Source organism: Bradyrhizobium sp. 930_D9_N1_4 (genome assembly GCF_052076015.1).
Lineage (GTDB): Bacteria > Pseudomonadota > Alphaproteobacteria > Rhizobiales > Xanthobacteraceae > Bradyrhizobium.
In genome coordinates this window covers 1,056,907-1,075,103 of sequence record NZ_CP197236.1, presented here as the reverse complement: position 1 = coordinate 1,075,103, position 18,197 = coordinate 1,056,907, and the positions used below count along the sequence as shown (strand labels likewise).

Here is an 18,197-nt window from a genome sequence, read left to right as displayed (position 1 = left end):
TGCACCTCACTTGAACAGCGGCGTACCCGGCACGAAGGCATCGAACGCCGCCCAGAACTGGGAGCGGTAACGATCCTGCTCCTGGAGGATCTCGTGCTTGGCGCCGGCGATCACGAGATGCGAGCCGGCGCGCAAATGGTAGGCGAACTCCTCGATCGCCGCGGTCGAGACCACGGCATCGTTGGAGGCCGCCAGCATCAGGATCGGCTGGCGGATTTCGGAGGGATAGTGCATCCCCTTGAAGGTGTTCATGGCGCGGAAGGCGCTGTCGGCCCAGGCCACCGTCGGTGACGCGAGCCCCAATGTCGGATCCTCCTCCAGGATCGCGGCATTGCGCGCATAGCGCACGGGATCGCTGGTCAGGGGATTGTTGATGAACGGATTGAGGCCGGTGATCTGGTCGGTGCCGCCGGGGACATAGCGGCCGCCCATCCCCATCAGGCGCATCGTCTTCAGAAGCGCCCTGGCCGGGAACGAGGTGGTGCGGCCGGGCAGGTCGATCATCGGCGCCGACAGCACCATGCGGTCGAACCAGCGCTTGCCCGCATGCGCGAGGCGCAGCATCACCGTGCCGCCCATGGAGTGCGCGAGCGCGAAGAACGGCGGCGGACAATCCGGCAGCACCACCTGCTGCACGAAGGTCTCGACGTCGATCTCGAAATCGGCGAAGTCGCGCACATAGCCCTTGCGCGGATCGCGCAGGCGGCGCGAGGAATGGCCCTGCCCGCGCCAGTCGATCATCGCCACCGCAAAGCCGCGGTCGCGCAGATCGCGCACGGTCTCGAAGTATTTCTCGATCTGCTCGCTGCGTCCGGTGAAGACGCAGACCGTGCCCTTGCGGTTCGCCGGCGGCGCCCAGCGCGCAAAGCGCAGCTCGGCGCCATCGGGAGTCTTGATGGTGCCGCTGACGACGTCTTCGGGAACGGGATTGGACGGGATCGAGACCAGCGTCATGGGCGGGAAGGACTGCAAATCAGGGGGCTAAAGCGCCGAAAAGGCGCCTGTTGCCGCCCTCTTGAACGCCGTTCCCTTGAACCCATATCACCATGGTGCAGGCCGCTACCAGTGTTTCGGAACCGGAACATGAGGCTGCACACAGACGAAAGCCCGGCCCGATTGGCGGGCGGGTTACCTCAACAGTCGCTCAATGGAGGACTTGACCATGCGCACCTACGATCTGACCCCGTTCTATCGTTCCACCGTCGGCTTCGACCGTCTCTTCAACCTGCTCGACCAGACGAGCTCGGACGGCAGCCCCGGTTATCCCCCCTACAACATCGAGCGCACCGGCGAGAACGACTACCGCATCACCGTTGCGGTCTCGGGCTTCGCCAAGGACGAGCTCTCCATCGTCGCGAAGGAAAACACGCTGACGATCAAGGGCGAGAAAGTCGCCAACGAGAACGCGAAGTCCGAAGTGCTCTATCGCGGCATCGCCGCGCGTGCCTTCGAGCGCGCCTTCCAGCTCGCCGATTTCGTGCAGGTGAAGAACGCCTCGCTCGAGAACGGGCTGCTTCACGTCGACCTCGTCCGCGAGATTCCCGAAGCGAAGAAGCCGCGCCAGATCGCGATCAACACCAGCGCCCCGAAGGCGCAGGTGATCGAGAGCTCTGTCGCCGCCTAAGCACGTACGCACTTCCAGGTTCGCGAAAACGCCCCGGTGCCCCGGGGCGTTTTTTTGCGTTTTGAATCGTTCGCTCGCGAAAAGCCCGTGAGCAATCGGCTGGTTTTCGGTTGAACTCGAAATACGGTTGGGGCCTCAAGCTCTACGTTGCCCCCGCATACTGCGTAAGCTCGCCTGCGCGTCTCGTACGCGCCCGACCAGGTCGCTCGTCACAGGTAAGTGACCACGCGTAACGACGCCGCCCCGCGCACCGTCCTTTGGACATCGAACACACAACAAGACGGAGAACGATCATGACTTTCTGGCGCAGCCTTTTCGTCGCCGCGAGCCTGCTGGCGGCCTCTCTCAGTCTCGCCCACGCGCAGACACCGCAGACGGTGAAAGCAAAGAACGTCGTGCTGGTGCACGGCGCCTGGGCCGACGGCTCGAGCTGGTCCGAAGTGATCCCGATCCTCCAGGCCGCAGGCCTCAACGTGACGGCCGTGCAGAATCCGCTGTCGTCGCTTGCCGACTCCGTCGATGCGACCAAACGCGCGCTGGCCGAGCAGGACGGACCGACCGTGCTGGTCGCGCATTCCTGGGGCGGCACCGTGATCAGCCAGGTCGGCACCGATCCGAAGGTCACCGGCCTCGTCTATGTCGCCGCACGCGCGCCTGACGCGAACGAGGATTTCGTCGCGCTGTCGAAGCAGTTTCCGGCCGGCCCGGTGCGCGCCGGCATCGTCGAGCACGACGGCTACACCAGGCTCTCGGAAGACGCCTTCCTGAAGTATTTCGCCAATGGCGTGAAGCCGGAGCAGGCCAAGGCGCTCTACGCCGTGCAATGGCCGACGGCGGCCTCGATCTTCGCTGGCCGCACCACGGAAGCGGCCTGGCATTCGAAGCCGAGCTGGTACGCGGTGTCGAAGAACGACGGCACCATCAATCCCGATTTCGAACGCTTTCTCGCCAAGCGCATGAACGCGACCACGATCGAGCTCGACGCCGGCCACCTCTCGCTGGTGTCGCATCCGAAGGAGGTCGCGAATCTGATCCTGGAAGCTGCGGGTTATCCGCGCAGCTGAGGTTTGATTGCTGAAATGCAGAAGGCGCCTGAGATTCAGGCGCCTTCTTGTTTTGCCCCGCTGTCGTCCCCGCGAACGCGGGGACCCATAACCCCGGGGAGCGGTTTGGCGAAGACTGGGAGTTCGGATTTCGTCTCATCCCCACCGATAGATCACGCGGTATGGGTCCCTGCGTTCGCAGGGACGACAGCGTGGGTGTGGCTAGCGCCTTCGCATCTAACCCGCAGCGCTAGTCCAGCCCCTGCGCCGCCGGCATGTCCTGCGTCGGCAGGATGGTCGGAGCCGGTTTGGCCTGCCCGACCGTTGGCGCGGCAGTCTCGGCAGGCTTGGCCTGCACGGCAGCGGTCTGCTGCGCAGGAGCCTGCGGTGCTTGCGCCTGCGCAGGCTCGGCCGGCTTCACTGCTGCGACCGGCGTCTCGGCGCGCTGCGGCGCAGCCCTGGGCAGCGGTACGGTCCGGCTGGCGACATGCGGGATCGGAGCCGGCGGACGCGGCGGGCCGTTGCGGACCATGGTCGGCGGCGGCAGCGCGCTTTGCGGGCGGTAAGGTGCAACCGCGGGCGACTCGTAGCCCGGCGCCATGCCGTAGGCATCCGCATTCGGCATGAAGCGCAGGATTTTGCCGTCGCGGGCATCGATCACGAGACGGCCGTCGTCGCCGCGGCGGTCGATCACCGCGATGGTGTAGACACTGCCGCGCAGGCGGGGGATGCCGAGCGGGGAGAAGCCGTTTTCGCGCAACACCGCGTAAACCTCGGTCGACGGCAGCAGCACCGCAGCCGGCTCGCGTTCCGCATAGCCGTAACCTTGGCCGTAACCGTAGCCTTGGCCGTAACCCTGGCCGTAACGCGGCGGTGGCGGCGGCGCGGCGTCCGGCGGCGCGTAGGGGCCGTCGAAATCCGATACCGCCATGACCCCGCCAGCGATACCGCTGGCCGGAACTTGCGCCTCGGCAGCGCCTACAGTCAGCGCCAGCGTGGCCGCAGCCACACATCCTGTGAAAAACTTCATGGTCGACACGCTCCTGTCAGGCCCCCGAATGCCTCGCGCTCTTTCGCTTCTTGCGGCGTGGCGCGCCCTTCGAAGGGTTGATCCGAAGCTTCATTCGGGATTTCGGCGTCCGAAGGGCCGGATCAGGGCGCGTTTGCTTCAAAACCGGGGCCGCGCAACTTTCGGAAAGCGATTGATTGACATATCGGGAATCGGGACTTCCACGCGCTTGTGTGATAGACAAAAATTTGGCAAGGTGACGTTTAGGACAGGAAGACTGTCTTAATTTTGGTTGCAGTTCCGGCATACGGATTGCAACGAAAGTCGGTGCTTTCGAGCGCCAGGAAGGCAACAGGCAAAGCCGTTCTCGGGGACGAAGAACGCCTTGGCCTGAATTTAAGAAAATGCGGCTCGCAACGGACGAGCGGTGACCCAGAGGCGGGTGCCGCGGAACGCCCAAAGTGTGCCGAAGAGAGCGGTGAGGCAGCTTGCCGCATGGAGAGGACGAGGACATGAACGGGTCGCAATTCGAGCGCGGAAACATCGTGGCAGAAGAGCTGTCGGCGACGGTCGCCTCGAAAACGACTGATCCGATTCAGGAACACAATTCGCGCCCGCCGGCCGTTGGCCTCTACGATCCGAGCCTGGAGAAGGACTCCTGCGGCGTCGGCTTCATCGCCAACATCAAGGGCAAGAAGTCCCACGAGATCGTCGCCGACGCGCTCAACATCCTCTGCAACCTCGAGCATCGCGGCGCCGTCGGCGCCGACCCGCGCGCCGGTGACGGCGCCGGCATCCTGGTGCAGATCCCGCACGCCTTCTTCAGCCGCAAGGCCAAGGAGAACAAGTTTGAGCTGCCGGCGCCCGGCGAATACGCCATCGGCGCGCTGTTCATGCCGCGCGACACCGCCTGGCGCAACGTCATCAAGAGCATCATCGCCGACCAGATCAAGGAAGAGGGCCTGACCCTGCTCGGCTGGCGCGACGTGCCGACCGACAATTCCTCGCTCGGCGTCACCGTGAAACCGACCGAGCCCGCCTGCATGCAGGTGTTCATCGGCCGCAACGGCACCGCCAAGACCGAGGACGATTTCGAGCGCCGGCTCTACATCCTGCGCAAGTCGATCTCGCAGGCGATCTACCAGCGCCGCGATCGCGGCCTTGCGGGCTATTACCCCTGCTCGATGTCCTGCCGCACCGTGATCTACAAGGGCATGTTCCTCGCCGACCAGCTCGGCAAGTACTATCCCGATCTGCACGAGGCCGACTTCGAGAGCGCGCTCGCGCTCGTGCACCAGCGTTTCTCGACCAACACCTTCCCGGCATGGTCGCTGGCGCATCCCTATCGCATGATCGCGCATAACGGCGAGATCAACACGCTGCGCGGCAACACCAACTGGATGGCGGCGCGCCAGGCCTCGGTCAGCTCCGAGCTCTACGGCAAGGACATCAACCGGCTCTGGCCGATCTCCTACGAAGGCCAGTCGGACACCGCCTGCTTCGACAACGCACTCGAATTCCTGGTGCAGGGCGGCTATTCGCTGCCGCACGCCGTCATGATGATGATTCCGGAGGCGTGGGCCGGCAATCCGTTGATGGATGAGAAGCGCCGCGCCTTCTACGAATATCACGCCGCCCTGATGGAGCCGTGGGACGGCCCGGCCGCGATCGCCTTCACCGACGGCCGCCAGATCGGCGCCACGCTCGACCGCAACGGCCTGCGGCCGGCGCGCTATCTCGTGACCAAGGACGACCGCATCGTGATGGCGTCCGAGATGGGCGTGCTGACGATCCCCGAGGACCAGATCATCACCAAGTGGCGCTTGCAGCCCGGCAAGATGCTGCTGGTCGACCTCGAGCAGGGCCGCCTGATCCCGGACGACGAGATCAAGGCCGAACTCGCCCGCAGCCATCCCTACAAGGAGTGGCTGGAGCGGACCCAGATCGTGCTGGAAGAGCTGCCGAAGGTGCCGACGACAGGCGTGCGCTCCAACCTGTCGCTTCTGGATCGCCAGCAGGCGTTCGGCTACAGCCAGGAAGACATCACCATCCTGATGACGCCGATGGCGTCCATCGGCGAGGAGGCGGCCGGCTCGATGGGCAACGACACGCCGATCTCGGCGCTGTCGGACAAGGCCAAGCCGCTTTTCACCTACTTCAAGCAGAACTTCGCGCAGGTCACCAACCCGCCGATCGACCCGATCCGCGAGGAGCTGGTGATGAGCCTCGTCTCCATCATCGGGCCGCGGCCGAACCTGTTCGACCTGCAGGGCCTTGCCACCACCAAGCGTCTCGAAGCGCGCCAGCCGATCCTGACCGACGCGGACCTCGAAAAGATCCGCTCGATCTCGGAAGTCGCGGAGTCGCACTTCAAGTCGCGCACGCTGGACACCACCTTCCACGCCGGTCTCGGTGCTGCCGGTATGGACCAGGTGCTCGACGAGCTCTGCGCGCGCGCCGAAAGCGCGGTGCGCGAGGGCGTCAACATCATCATCCTGTCCGACCGCATGGTCGGCAGCGACCGCGTGCCGATCCCGTCACTGCTGGCTTGCGCATCCGTGCATCATCACCTGATCCGCACGGGTCTGCGCACCTCGGTCGGCCTCGTCGTCGAATCCGGCGAACCGCGCGAAGTGCATCACTTCGCCTGCCTTGCCGGCTACGGCGCGGAAGCGATCAATCCTTATCTGGCGTTCGAAACCATCATCGCGATGAAGGACCGCCTGCCCGGCTCGCTCGACGATTACGAGATCGTCAAGCGCTACATCAAGTCGATCGGCAAGGGCCTTTTGAAGGTCATGTCCAAGATGGGCATCTCGACCTACCAGTCCTATTGCGGCGCCCAGATCTTCGATGCCATCGGCCTCAAGGCGGACTTCGTCGGAAAATTCTTCGCCGGCACGCACACCCGCGTCGAGGGCGTCGGTCTCGCCGAGATCGCGGAAGAGGCCGTCCGCCGCCACGCCGACGCGTTCGGCGACGCGCTGGTCTACAAGACCTCGCTCGACGTCGGCGGAGAATATGCCTATCGCAGCCGCGGTGAGGACCATGCATGGACCGCGGAATCGGTCGGTCTGCTCCAGCACGCCGCCCGCGGCAATTCGCTGGATCGCTATCGCGCCTTCGCAAAGATCCTCAACGAGCAGTCGGAGCGTCTGCTGACGCTGCGCGGCCTGTTTCGGATCAAGAACGCCGACGAAGAGAAGCGCAAGCCCGTGCCGCTCGACCAGGTCGAGCCGGCCAAGGACCTGGTCAAGCGCTTCGCCACGGGTGCCATGTCGTTCGGCTCGATCTCGCGCGAGGCGCACACCACGCTCGCGATCGCCATGAACCGTATCGGCGGCAAGTCGAACACCGGCGAAGGCGGCGAGGAAGCCGATCGCTTCAAGCCGCTGCCGAACGGCGACAGCATGCGCTCCGCGATCAAGCAGGTCGCCTCGGGCCGCTTCGGCGTCACCACGGAATATCTCGTCAACTCCGACATGATGCAGATCAAGATGGCGCAGGGTGCCAAGCCCGGCGAAGGCGGCCAGCTGCCCGGCCACAAGGTCGATGCGACCATCGCCAAGGTGCGTCACTCGACCCCGGGCGTCGGCCTGATCTCGCCGCCGCCGCACCACGACATCTACTCGATCGAGGATCTGGCGCAGCTCATCTACGACCTCAAGAACGTCAACCCGACGGGCGACGTCTCGGTCAAGCTCGTCTCCGAGATCGGCGTCGGCACGGTCGCCGCGGGCGTTGCCAAGGCGCGCGCCGACCATGTCACCATCGCGGGCTTCGAGGGCGGCACCGGCGCTTCGCCGCTGACCTCGATCAAGCATGCGGGATCGCCATGGGAGATCGGGCTCGCCGAAACCCACCAGACACTGGTGCGCGAGCGGCTGCGCAGCCGCATCGTGGTCCAGGTCGACGGCGGCTTCCGCACCGGACGTGACGTCGTGATCGGCGCGCTGCTAGGCGCCGACGAGTTCGGCTTCGCCACAGCTCCCTTGATCGCGGCCGGCTGCATCATGATGCGCAAGTGCCATCTCAACACCTGCCCGGTCGGCGTTGCGACCCAGGACCCCGTGCTGCGCAAGCGCTTCACCGGCCAGCCCGAGCACGTCATCAACTACTTCTTCTTCGTCGCCGAGGAAGTCCGCGAGATCATGGCCTCGCTCGGCTTCCGCACCTTCAACGAGATGGTCGGCCAGGTTCAGCTGCTCGACCAGACCAAGCTGGTCGCGCACTGGAAGGCCAAGGGCCTCGACTTCTCGAAGCTGTTCGTCAAGCAGAAGGAAGAGAAGGGCCAGAAGATCTATCACTCCGAGCGCCAGAACCATCATCTGGAAGCCGTGCTCGACCGCACGCTGATCGAGAAGGCGCAGCCCGCGCTCGACCGCGGCGCGCCGGTGAAGATCGAGGCGACCATCAACAGCACCAACCGCTCCGCCGGCGCGATGCTGTCGGGCGCGGTCGCCAAGATTTACGGCCATGCCGGCCTGCCGCAGGACACCATCCACGTCAGCCTCAAGGGCACCGCCGGCCAGGCCTTCGGCGCGTGGCTTGCGAACGGCGTCACCTTCGAGCTCGAGGGTGAAGGCAACGACTATGTCGGCAAGGGCCTCTCGGGCGGCAAGATCATCGTCAAGCCGCCGGCCAACAGCGGCATCGTGCCGGAAGAAAGCATCATCGTCGGCAACACCGTGATGTACGGCGCCATCCAGGGCGAGTGCTACTTCCGCGGCGTCGCCGGCGAACGTTTCGCCGTGCGCAACTCCGGCGCGGTGGCGGTCGTCGAAGGCGCCGGCGATCATTGCTGCGAATATATGACCGGCGGCATCGTGGTCGTGCTCGGCAAGACCGGGCGCAATTTCGCGGCCGGCATGTCCGGCGGCATTGCCTACGTGCTCGACGAGACCGGCGGCTTCGACAAATTGTGCAACATGGCGATGGTCGAGCTCGAGCCGGTGCTGTCGGAAGAGCTGATCAACGCCGGCACCTATCACCACACCGGCGACCTCGAAGCACACGGCCGGGTCGACGTGTTCAAGGACCTGCTCGACTCCGACGTCGAGCGCCTGCATGTCCTGATCACCCGCCATGCGAAAGCGACCGGCTCCAGGCGCGCCGCCGAGATCCTCGCCAACTGGAAGGACTGGCTGCCCAAATTCCGCAAGGTGATGCCGGTCGAGTACCGGCGCGCGCTGCGCGAAATGGCGGCCAACGCGGACGCCGAGCCGAAAATCGCGATCGGGGCGTAAGAGTATCAGCGCCCGTCATTGCGAGCGCAGCGAAGCAATCCAGCATCTTTCCATTGAGGCAGTCTGGATTGCTTCGTCGCTTCGCTCCTCGCAATGACGGTGGGGAAACAACAGACGAATTTAAGCGGCAGGGACTTCGGGTTTAATGGGCAAGATCACGGGTTTTCTCGAAATCGAACGGCACGACCGCAAGTACACCCCGGTCGCCGAGCGCGTGAAGCATTACAACGAGTTCGTCGTTCCCTTGACCGAGAAGGAAACGCGCGACCAGGCCGCGCGCTGCATGAATTGCGGCATTCCCTATTGCCACGGCACCGGCTCGGTCGCGCCGGGCACGCCCGGCTGCCCCGTCAACAACCAGATCCCCGACTGGAACGACCTCGTCTATCAGGGCAATTGGGAAGAAGCCTCGCGCAACCTGCACTCGACCAACAATTTCCCGGAGTTCACGGGCCGCATTTGTCCGGCGCCGTGTGAAGCCTCCTGCACGCTCAACATCGACGACAACCCGGTCACCATCAAGACCATCGAATGCGCGATCGTCGACCGCGCCTGGGACAATGGCTGGCTGAAGCCTGAGGTCGCCAGCGTCAAGACCGGCAAGAAGGTCGCAGTGGTCGGCTCGGGTCCGGCCGGCATGGCCTGCGCGCAGCAGCTCGCGCGCGCCGGCCACGACGTGCACCTGTTCGAGAAATTCGCGAAAGCCGGCGGCCTGCTCCGCTACGGCATCCCCGATTTCAAGATGGAGAAGGGCGTCATCGACCGCCGCGTCACCCAGATGGAAGGCGAAGGCGTCACCTTCCACTACAACAGCCATGTCGGCGTCGACGGCAATGTCGATCCGCGCGAGATGCTCAACGAGTACGATGCGGTGGCCCTGACCGGCGGCGCGGAAGCCCCGCGCGATCTGCCGATCCCCGGCCGCGATCTCCAGGGCATCCACTACGCGATGGATTTCCTGCCGCAACAAAATCGCCGCGTCTCCAGCGAGCCGCTCAACGGCGTCCAGGAGATTCTGGCCGGCGGCAAGCATGTCGTCGTCATCGGCGGTGGCGACACCGGAAGCGATTGCATCGGCACCTCGCTGCGCCAGGGCGCGCTGTCGGTGACCCAGCTCGAGATCATGCCGGCCCCGCCCGAGCACGAGAACAAGGGCCTGACGTGGCCGAACTGGCCGCTGAAGATGCGCACGTCCTCCAGCCAGGCCGAAGGCGCGGTCCGCGAATTCGCGGTACTGACGCAAAAGTTCACGGGCGAGAACGGCCAGGTCAAGAAGCTGCACTGCGTGCGCGTCGACGACAAGTTCAAGCCGATCGCCGGCAGCGAGTTCGAGCTCGACGCCGAGCTCGTCCTGCTCGCGATGGGCTTCGTGCACCCCGTGCACGAGGGCCTGCTCAAGCTGCTCTCGGTCGAGCTCGACCCCCGCGGCAACGTCAAGGCCAACACGCTGGACTACCAGACCTCGCGCCCGAACGTGTTCACGGCAGGCGACATGCGCCGTGGCCAGTCGCTGGTGGTGTGGGCCATCCGCGAGGGTCGGCTGTGCGCAAGGTCGATCGATACGTTCCTGATGGGGAAGACGGATCTACCGCGGTAGCCGCGGCTAGCTCCGCTGCCAGTTCAAGAAACGGCGTCATCGCCCGGCTTGACCGGGCGATCCAGTATTCCGAGACAGTTGTTATTGACCGCGAAGCCGCGGCGTACTGGATGCCCCGCCTTCGCGGGGCATGACAGCGGAGTGTGTGGCAAGGACAGCGCATCAAGGCGCAGCTACAGTCCCTAATTCTGCAGCCTCACCCCCAGCATCACCACCGTCCCCTGCGAGCTCGACCCCGCGACATTCGAATCCAGAATGTCGTGCCGCAGCGTGCCCTTGACCCAGATGTTGCGGTTGAGCTTGTAGATCAAATTGCTCTCGAACGAGTAGGTCTTGTCGTTGCGGTTCTGGCCCTGGTAGTCGAGCGTGCCGTAGGTGAACTTGCCGACGGCCGTGAGCCAGCGGCGGAAATCGTGGTCGACTTCGGCGGAGTAAGTGCGCACCAGCACGCCGGACGAGCCGGGAATGGTGGTCTCGGCGATCTGCGTGTCGGTGAAGAACTTCACCGTGGTGAGGCCGCTCGCATTCCAGACCAGCGAGCCCGAGGTGAGGAAGCCCGCGAGCTGGCTCAGCCGCGGGTCGGTGTAGTTGCGCGCGGAATAGCCGACCGAGATTTCGCCGGTGAGGATGCGCGAGAACTCGAAGGACGAGCCGATCTTGGCGTAGCCGCCGTTTGAATCGCGGAAGTAGCCGTTGCGGTCGGCGGCCTGGTCGTGGATGCGGGTGTCGCCCTGGATCTCGACGAACGGCTTCAGGCCCGGCTTGAGATCGTACGAGAAGCGCCCGACCCCGCCATACTGGTTGAAGTCGCGGTCGCCATTGCCGAAGGTCGAACCATCGGTGAGTTTTGAATCCGTGTAGGCGGTGCGATCGAGGGTGGCGCCGGCCGCGACCTGGAAGCGGTTGAAGGTCTGGTCGAAGCCGACGGTGGTGCCGTAGGCGGCGTAGACCGGATATTTCTGCAAACCGGTCTGCACGTTCGGACTGCCGGGATTGTCGGTGGCGAGCCGCAGGCGGAGCTGCGAGGTCAGCTTGAGATCGCGGTCGACGTCGAGGCGGCCGTCGACATGGCCGGTAAAATCGGGGCGGTTGATCTCGACCGGCGACGGCGAGGCAAAACCGTCGATCGTCGCCGGCATGTTGTTGGTGTAGCCCGAGAACGAGCCGCGCAGATCGGCGACCAGCGCGTGGCGTTCCCAGTCGGACTGCACGAGGAGATCGGGCGCAACGACGAAGACCGGCGAGCCGACCGGCTTGTTGAGGCGCGCAGGGTTGGTGTCGTAGCCGGTCGAGAGCTCGAGCCCGCCCTTGATCAGGAAACTGCCGGCGTAGTCACCGACCGCGCCGAACGCGTCGTCATCGGCCTTGAGGCGGCGGCGCAGCGGCTGGCCAGGCACCGTGCCCGCCATCGCCGCCGGCACCGGCGCCTTGTTCGCGGAGGCGGACGGCGGCGGCGCGATCTTTGGCAGGCCGAGCGTGGACGGCGGCGGTGTTGTGGTCGGTGCCCGCGAGCCGGGACCGGCGGGACGCTTCGGCTTCGGCTGCCCCGGATAGAGCTTTGGCTGCTGGCGCTTGCGGTTCAGCGAGTCGTAGCCGGAGCTGCTCGCGCCGTTGGCGGCGGGCAGGCCATAGGTCGGGACCTGATTTTGCGGGCTCTGGCCGGGGCGCGCGTTCGCAGGTTGCTGCTGCTGCCGCTTGCGCGGATCGGCGCCGGGATCTGGCAGCGCCGGGATCGCATCCGACGGCGCCTGGGGGACGCCGGCCGTGCGGCGCGTCGGCAGCGTCTCGGGCGAGGCGAAGCCGCCGCGGTTGGGATCGAACAGGTTGGGTGTGAGGCTCTGGGCGGCCGCGGGCGCGCTTTGGAGGGCCGTCAGCACGAAGCATGGCAAAGCGGCACGCAGGAAATGCGCGCGTTTGCTCCGGCTGGTGCCTGGAGACGACCCCACGATGGAATAACTCCAACGAAATCAAACACTTTCACGACGACCCTCGCCGAACGGCGGGAACCATCGTTAATGGAGTTAAAACAATTATGGTTAATGACCGGTTGAGGGCTTTTGGGGTCTCGTCGCCTCGCCCGCCCGGGCGTGCTAAGCAGGCGCCAACGGGCGATCGCCCACCCTTCCCTGGACCAGACCATGCCGAGCTCGAAACCGCTGATGACCCCATCATCCGGCCCCATTTCCGACAGCATCGAATCCGCGCTCCGCACGCTGGAGACGGAGAGCGGCGGCATCAACGCGCTCGCCGCCGCGCTGCGCGGCCCGCTGGGCGCGACGTTTGCCAAAGCGGTCGACCTGATCCGCAATGCCAAGGGCCGCGTCATCGTCACCGGGCTCGGCAAGTCCGGCCACATGGCGCGCAAGATCGCGGCGACCCTGGCTTCGACCGGCACGCCGGCCTTTTTCGTCCACACCGCGGAAGCCGCCCATGGCGACCTCGGCATGATCACCACCGACGACGTCATCATGGCGCTGTCCTGGTCCGGCGAGCAGCCGGAGATGAAGACGCTGGTGAATTACTCGGCGCGGTTTGCGATTCCCATGATCGCGGTGACGTCGAACGCGTCGTCCTCGCTGGGACAGGCTGCCGACATCGTGCTCGAACTGCCGAAGGCGCGCGAGGCTTGCCCGCATAATCTGGCGCCGACGACGTCGACGATCATGCAGGTCGCGATCGGCGATGCCATCGCGATCGCGCTGCTGGAGGGACGCGGCTTCACCGCGCTGGAATTCGCGCATTTCCACCCCGGCGGCAAGCTGGGCGCGATGCTGAAATTCGTCCGCGACTACATGCGCACCGGCGCGGAGATCCCGCTCAAGCCGCTCGGCACAAAAATGTCTGACGCGGTGATGGAGATGTCGGCCAAGGGGCTGGGCTGCGTCTGCATCGTCGACGATGCCGGCGGGGTCGCGGGCATCATCACCGACGGCGATCTGCGCCGCCACATGCAGCGGCCCGATCTGCTGACGGTGTCGGTCGACGACGTCATGACCAGGCAGCCCAAGACCGTGCCACCCTCGATGATGGCGACCGAGATGATCGAGGTGCTGAACACGCGCAAGATCACGACGCTGGTGGTGACGGAAGCGGACAAGGTGGTGGGTATCGTGCATCTGCACGATCTGCTGCGGGCGGGCGTGGCGTAAGGCGTGCGCGCGCTCTCAGCGCCGTCATTGCGAGCGCAGCGAAGCAATCCAGACTGCCTCCGCGGAAAGACTCTGGATTGCTTCGCTGCGCTCGCAATGACGGGCGGTTAGACCGGCGCCGGAAACCGCGCTGCCTTCTCCTCCAGCGGCAACCGCAGCCCGTTCGCCAGATACGACACCGTACGATAGAAGCCGCACAGCAGCATGATCTCCAGGACCTGCGCTTCATCGTAATGTGCCGAGAGCGCGGCGAATTCGGCGTCGTCAAACGTCGCGCGGATGTGCAGCGCGTCCACGGCCGCGATCAGCGCCTGCTCGGCTGGCGACCAGCATGTAGATGTTGCATCGCCCTGCACGGTGGCGCGCACTTCGTCCTCGGTGAGTTTTGCCGGCCCGGCAAAGACCGCGACATGCACGCCCCATTCATATTCACATTCATTCAGCGCACAGGTGCGGTCGATGACGATCTCGCGCTGGCGGAGCGACAGCGGGCCCGGATCGAGCAGCCCGCCGGCACGAAACTTGTCCCAGGCGCGGGCGTGGCCCGCCATCACACGGAACAGCACCAATGGCGGCGCGCCGCGCATGATGCGGTCAAATTGCTGCTGTATCTCCGGGGGATAAGGCGCCTCGAGCGGGGCGATGCGCGGTGTGGCCTGGGACATCGGCGACTTCCATTGCTACATTAATCGTAGCAATATGCTACATTATCCGTAGCAAGACGCAAGAGGCGGCGATGGCAAGGCAGGCAGCACCAGCGAACGTCCGGGGATCGCGGACGGGACGGCCGATCATGGCACTGCTCGATCTGCTGGGCCGGCGCTGGAGCCTGAGGATCCTGTGGGAATTGCGCGATGCGCCCCTCACCTCCCGCGCCTTACGCACGGCCTGCGACGAGGCCTCACCGACGGTGCTACAAGCACGGCTGACGGAGTTGCGCGAGGCAGGGTTCGTCGAGTTGGGCGACGGCGGAGGTTACGGGCTGACGCCGCTGGGGCGGGACTTGTGCGAGATGGTCATGCCGCTGCACCGGTTTGCGGAGAAGTGGAGCAGCAAGCGCGGCGCCTGAGTGTGGCGACACCGTCTCAACGAACTCGTCATTGCGAGCGCAGCGAAGCAATCCAGACTGCCGCCGCGGAAAGAGTCTGGATTGCTTCGCTGCGCTCGCAATGACGGCGGGCCAAAGGCGCCAGCTACGCCGCCGCCACCGTCAGGTTCGCACCGTCGACCTGCACCACCTTCACCTTTGTTCCCGCCGGCGTATCCGGCCCCGCGACGCGCCACACCGTGTCGCCGATGCGGACGGTGCCGCTGCCGTCGATGATCGGCTTCTCGAGCGTGAACTCGCGCCCGAGCAGCGCCTCAGTGCGCTTGTTGAGGAAGGGGCTGGCGCTGGCATCGAGCTTCGGCCGGGCGAGGCGCCGCCACACCGGCACGGCGGCAGCGGCGAACACCGCGAACATCACCAGCTGGATCTGCCAGGAGATCGCGACAGTGAACGAGATCAGGCCGACCAGCAGCGCGGCGAGCCCGAGCCAGAACAGGAAGATGCCCGGCGCCAGCACCTCCAGCGCCATCAGGATGAAGCCGAAGATCAGCCAGTTCCAGGTGCCGAGCGATACGAACATGTCGGTCATGACACGACCTCTAAAAATTGCCGCATGCCCTTATCGGAAGGGCACGCGCTGATACTAACCCTGCCGCGGCGGCACCGCCGGCGGCGTGCTGCCGGTCGTCGGCACCGAGCCGCCGCGACGGGCGGCAGCAGCGGCGGACGCCGCGCTTTCACCGAACGTTGCCTTGGCGATCTCGCCGATGCCCGCGAGCGAGCCCAGCATGCTCATCGCTTCGACCGGAAGCATGATGATCTTCTGGTTCGGTGAGTCGGCCAGCTGCCCGAACGCCTTGATATACTTGTCGGCGATGAAATAGTTCAACGCGGAAACGTCGCCCTTGGCGATGGCTTCCGACACCACAAGCGTCGCCCTGGCCTCGGCCTCCGCGGATCGTTCGCGGGCCTCGGCGTCGCGGAACGCGGCTTCCTTGCGGCCTTCGGCCTGCAGGATCTGTCCCTGCTTGGCGCCCTCGGCGCGCAGGATTTCCGACTGGCGCTGGCCCTCGGCGGCGAGAATGTCGGCGCGCTTGACGCGCTCGGCCTTCATCTGCCGGCCCATGGCTTCGACGAGATCGGCCGGCGGCACGATGTCCTTGATCTCGATGCGATTGACCTTGAGGCCCCAGGGCGAGACCGCGGCATCGACGACGCGCAAGAGGCGCTCGTTGATCTCGTCGCGATGCGACAGCACCTGGTCGAGATCCATCGAGCCCATCACCGAGCGGATATTGGTCATGGTCAGAACGGTCACGGCCTGCGTCAGGTTGGAGACCTCGTAGCTCGCTTTCGCGGCATCGAACACCTGATAGAAGGCGACGCCATCCACCGTCACGGTGGCGTTGTCCTTGGTGATGACCTCCTGCTCGGGAATGTCGATCACCTGCTCCATCATGTTGATCTTGCGCCCGACGCGATCGAAATAGGGCACGATTAGGTTGAGCCCGGGGCTCAGCGTCTGGGTGTATTTGCCGAAGCGCTCGATGGTCCAGTCATAGCCCTGCGGCACCGTCTTCACGCCGGCGACCAGCGTGACGATGACGAGCAAGACCAGAACAATCGCGAAAATGTCGAAACCGCTCATATGTCCTCCAAGGCGGGAAAAGGCCGGGAAAAAAGCCCTTCCCGCGCTGTCATTGGTCGGGTTCGTGACCTCAAGGGTTCAGCGGTCACGACTCAACGTCGGTACGGGTGCGATTCTGCACAAGACGCACGGAGAGGGAACGCTCACGATTATGTATTTGCGGGATGGCCTTGAAACGGCACGGCCGCAACCTAGCGACGACAGTGTCCTAGTTGGACCATGCAAAATTCACCGCCTTCAGCCCGGCGAGCTCGGGCCGCTCCTTTCGCAGCTTCGCCAGTTGAACGGCCGTCGGCCTCGCCTCGAAATTGCGTTGCTGTCCCGGGAAGACGGTCGCCACGTAATACAATCCAGGGAAGGAATATCGATCCTAGGCGTATGCACTGGCACAAATCCCATCGACACGCCGTTCGGGAGATAGGTGCCCGGACGGCCCGTCGTCGTATAGTTCTGCAGCTCGAGCCCTGTCGTTCCGACAGCGACCGGGATCGCAACAAAGCCGTCCGGAGCGAGGCTGATCCCGCGCGCATTGATTGCGGGAAAGCCGCTGTGGACAAACTGAAGATAGTTGATCGTCTCGCTACCGCCGTTGCCGACAAGCAGGATGGCCGTATCGCTCTTGACGGCACCGCCGGCCCGCACCGCTTCCGGATACATGGTCGACGCAAGGTCCCCGGTCGTGTTGCAGCCCGCGAGCGCGCAGGCCGCGACAACGACAAATACCCATCCACGCATTGACAGAAACCCGCCGCTTGATGCTGCCTGCCGCGATTACCAATGGCGACAGACTCCCCGTCACCATTATGTCAGACCATTGCGACCTTCTCCAGAAGGAGGGTAGCGCCGGCGATATTATTCAACCACGGAGTTGGCGATCGCAAGCAGCGAGGGCGATATCGTCAGCCCGATCGCCCTCGCCGTCTTCAGGTTGATCGTGAGCTCGAACTTGGTGGGGTTCTGGACCGGCAGGTCGGCCGCCTGGGCTCCCTTCAGGATGCGATCGATATAGGAGGCGGCGCGACGGACCTGCTCGGCGCTGTCGGTGCTGTAGGACATCAGCCCGCCCTCGTCGACGAAGGTGCGGCTCCAGAACACCGCCGGCACGCGCGCTTCGCCGATCGCAGCCAGCAGATGCGTGCGATTGGCCATGGTGAAGAAGTCCGGCAGGATCAGCAGGCCGCAATCTTTCCGCGACGCCAGCGCGGCAATCGACGCCGTGTCATGAACCGGCGCAGCCTCGACCGTCACATGAAGCGTCCGCGCGGCATCCTCGACCGTGCGCAGCATCAGGGGCGCGAACGGTGCGGTGGCGGGATTGTAGACGACGACGACGCGGGACACGTTCGGCGTGACCTGCGTCAGCATCTCCAGCCATTTGCCGGCGAGCGGGCCGTCATAATCGGTGAAGCCGGTGACGTTGCCGCCGGGATGCGCGAGATTTTCGACAAAGCCCTGGCTGACGGGATCGGTGACGACGGCGAATACGATCGGGATCGTCGTGGTGCGCCGGCGCAGCTCTTCCACTGACGGCGTACCGACCGCGAGCAGGATATCGGGCTTGCGCGCGATCAACTCGTCGGCGAGCCGCGCGATGCGGTCGCGATCGCCGGCGCCGCTGCGCCAATCGACCTTGAGATTGCCGTGCTCCTTCCAGCCATGGGCGGCAAGAGCTTCGGCGAGGATTCTGCTGCGAACCTGCCCGATCTCGTCGTCAGCCGCCGTCACCGAGAGCACGCCGAGCCGGCGCGTTGCATTCGGCTGCTGCGCCCATGCGGAAGCCGGCCACGCGGCGATCATCCCAAGAAGCGCCAATATCTCGCGGCGGTTCATGGG

At 65.1% G+C, this 18,197-nt stretch carries 14 protein-coding genes; 6 read left to right on the top strand and 8 right to left on the bottom strand.

Annotation, left to right across the window (positions count from 1 at the left end; all coding sequences use genetic code 11):
- Positions 1–6: 6 nt before the first annotated feature.
- A complete protein-coding gene (locus tag AB7532_RS05005; RefSeq protein ID WP_441233716.1) occupies positions 7–954 on the bottom strand; it encodes an alpha/beta fold hydrolase in 948 nt (315 codons plus the stop codon).
- Positions 955–1,162: 208 nt separating this feature from the next.
- Between AB7532_RS05005 and AB7532_RS05000 the strand changes: the two genes are divergently transcribed.
- Positions 1,163–1,624: an Hsp20 family protein gene (locus AB7532_RS05000; protein ID WP_441233715.1), complete on the top strand. Its 462-nt coding sequence runs from the start codon at positions 1,163–1,165 to the stop codon at positions 1,622–1,624.
- 293 nt (positions 1,625–1,917) lie between these two features.
- Positions 1,918–2,688 carry an alpha/beta fold hydrolase gene (locus AB7532_RS04995; protein WP_441233714.1) on the top strand — a complete coding sequence of 257 codons (771 nt, stop codon included), beginning with the start codon at positions 1,918–1,920 and terminating at the stop codon, positions 2,686–2,688.
- A gap of 229 nt (positions 2,689–2,917) precedes the next feature.
- Here the strand turns inward: AB7532_RS04995 and AB7532_RS04990 are convergent, their stop codons facing one another.
- Entirely contained in the window at positions 2,918–3,697 is a 780-nt protein-coding gene (locus AB7532_RS04990) for a hypothetical protein (RefSeq protein WP_441233713.1), read from the bottom strand.
- A gap of 491 nt (positions 3,698–4,188) precedes the next feature.
- On the opposite strand from AB7532_RS04990, the gene gltB reads away from it, so the two are divergent.
- Both gltB and AB7532_RS04980 read left to right on the top strand, forming a co-directional pair.
- Positions 4,189–8,922 carry a glutamate synthase large subunit gene (gene gltB, locus AB7532_RS04985; protein WP_441233712.1) on the top strand — a complete coding sequence of 1,578 codons (4,734 nt, stop codon included), beginning with the start codon at positions 4,189–4,191 and terminating at the stop codon, positions 8,920–8,922.
- A gap of 145 nt (positions 8,923–9,067) precedes the next feature.
- Positions 9,068–10,519: a glutamate synthase subunit beta gene (locus AB7532_RS04980; protein WP_441233711.1), complete on the top strand. Its 1,452-nt coding sequence runs from the start codon at positions 9,068–9,070 to the stop codon at positions 10,517–10,519.
- A 182-nt stretch (positions 10,520–10,701) separates the two neighbouring features.
- Here the strand turns inward: AB7532_RS04980 and AB7532_RS04975 are convergent, their stop codons facing one another.
- Positions 10,702–12,465, bottom strand: coding sequence for an outer membrane beta-barrel protein (locus AB7532_RS04975; RefSeq protein WP_441233710.1), 1,764 nt, complete (start codon positions 12,463–12,465; stop codon positions 10,702–10,704).
- A gap of 192 nt (positions 12,466–12,657) precedes the next feature.
- Here AB7532_RS04975 and AB7532_RS04970 point away from each other — a divergent pair, with 192 nt between their 5' ends.
- Positions 12,658–13,668: a KpsF/GutQ family sugar-phosphate isomerase gene (locus AB7532_RS04970; RefSeq protein ID WP_441233709.1), complete on the top strand. Its 1,011-nt coding sequence runs from the start codon at positions 12,658–12,660 to the stop codon at positions 13,666–13,668.
- 107 nt (positions 13,669–13,775) lie between these two features.
- Here the strand turns inward: AB7532_RS04970 and AB7532_RS04965 are convergent, their stop codons facing one another.
- Positions 13,776–14,333 (bottom strand): carboxymuconolactone decarboxylase family protein, encoded by a 558-nt coding sequence (locus AB7532_RS04965; protein ID WP_441233708.1) that lies wholly within the window; start codon positions 14,331–14,333, stop codon positions 13,776–13,778.
- Positions 14,334–14,404: 71 nt separating this feature from the next.
- On the opposite strand from AB7532_RS04965, the gene AB7532_RS04960 reads away from it, so the two are divergent.
- Positions 14,405–14,737 carry a winged helix-turn-helix transcriptional regulator gene (locus AB7532_RS04960; protein WP_441233707.1) on the top strand — a complete coding sequence of 111 codons (333 nt, stop codon included), beginning with the start codon at positions 14,405–14,407 and terminating at the stop codon, positions 14,735–14,737.
- 124 nt (positions 14,738–14,861) lie between these two features.
- Here AB7532_RS04960 and AB7532_RS04955 read toward each other — a convergent pair whose 3' ends face one another.
- The 4 genes from AB7532_RS04955 to AB7532_RS04940 form a co-directional block, all read right to left on the bottom strand.
- Positions 14,862–15,305 carry an NfeD family protein gene (locus tag AB7532_RS04955; RefSeq protein WP_254123457.1) on the bottom strand — a complete coding sequence of 148 codons (444 nt, stop codon included), beginning with the start codon at positions 15,303–15,305 and terminating at the stop codon, positions 14,862–14,864.
- A 54-nt stretch (positions 15,306–15,359) separates the two neighbouring features.
- Complete coding sequence (locus AB7532_RS04950) at positions 15,360–16,364, bottom strand: SPFH domain-containing protein (protein WP_441233706.1); 1,005 nt, start codon at positions 16,362–16,364, stop codon at positions 15,360–15,362.
- Positions 16,365–16,601: 237 nt separating this feature from the next.
- Entirely contained in the window at positions 16,602–17,099 is a 498-nt protein-coding gene (locus AB7532_RS04945) for a hypothetical protein (protein ID WP_441233705.1), read from the bottom strand.
- A 117-nt stretch (positions 17,100–17,216) separates the two neighbouring features.
- Positions 17,217–18,194: an ABC transporter substrate-binding protein gene (locus AB7532_RS04940; RefSeq protein WP_441239190.1), complete on the bottom strand. Its 978-nt coding sequence runs from the start codon at positions 18,192–18,194 to the stop codon at positions 17,217–17,219.
- Between the last annotated feature and the right edge of the window lie 3 nt (positions 18,195–18,197).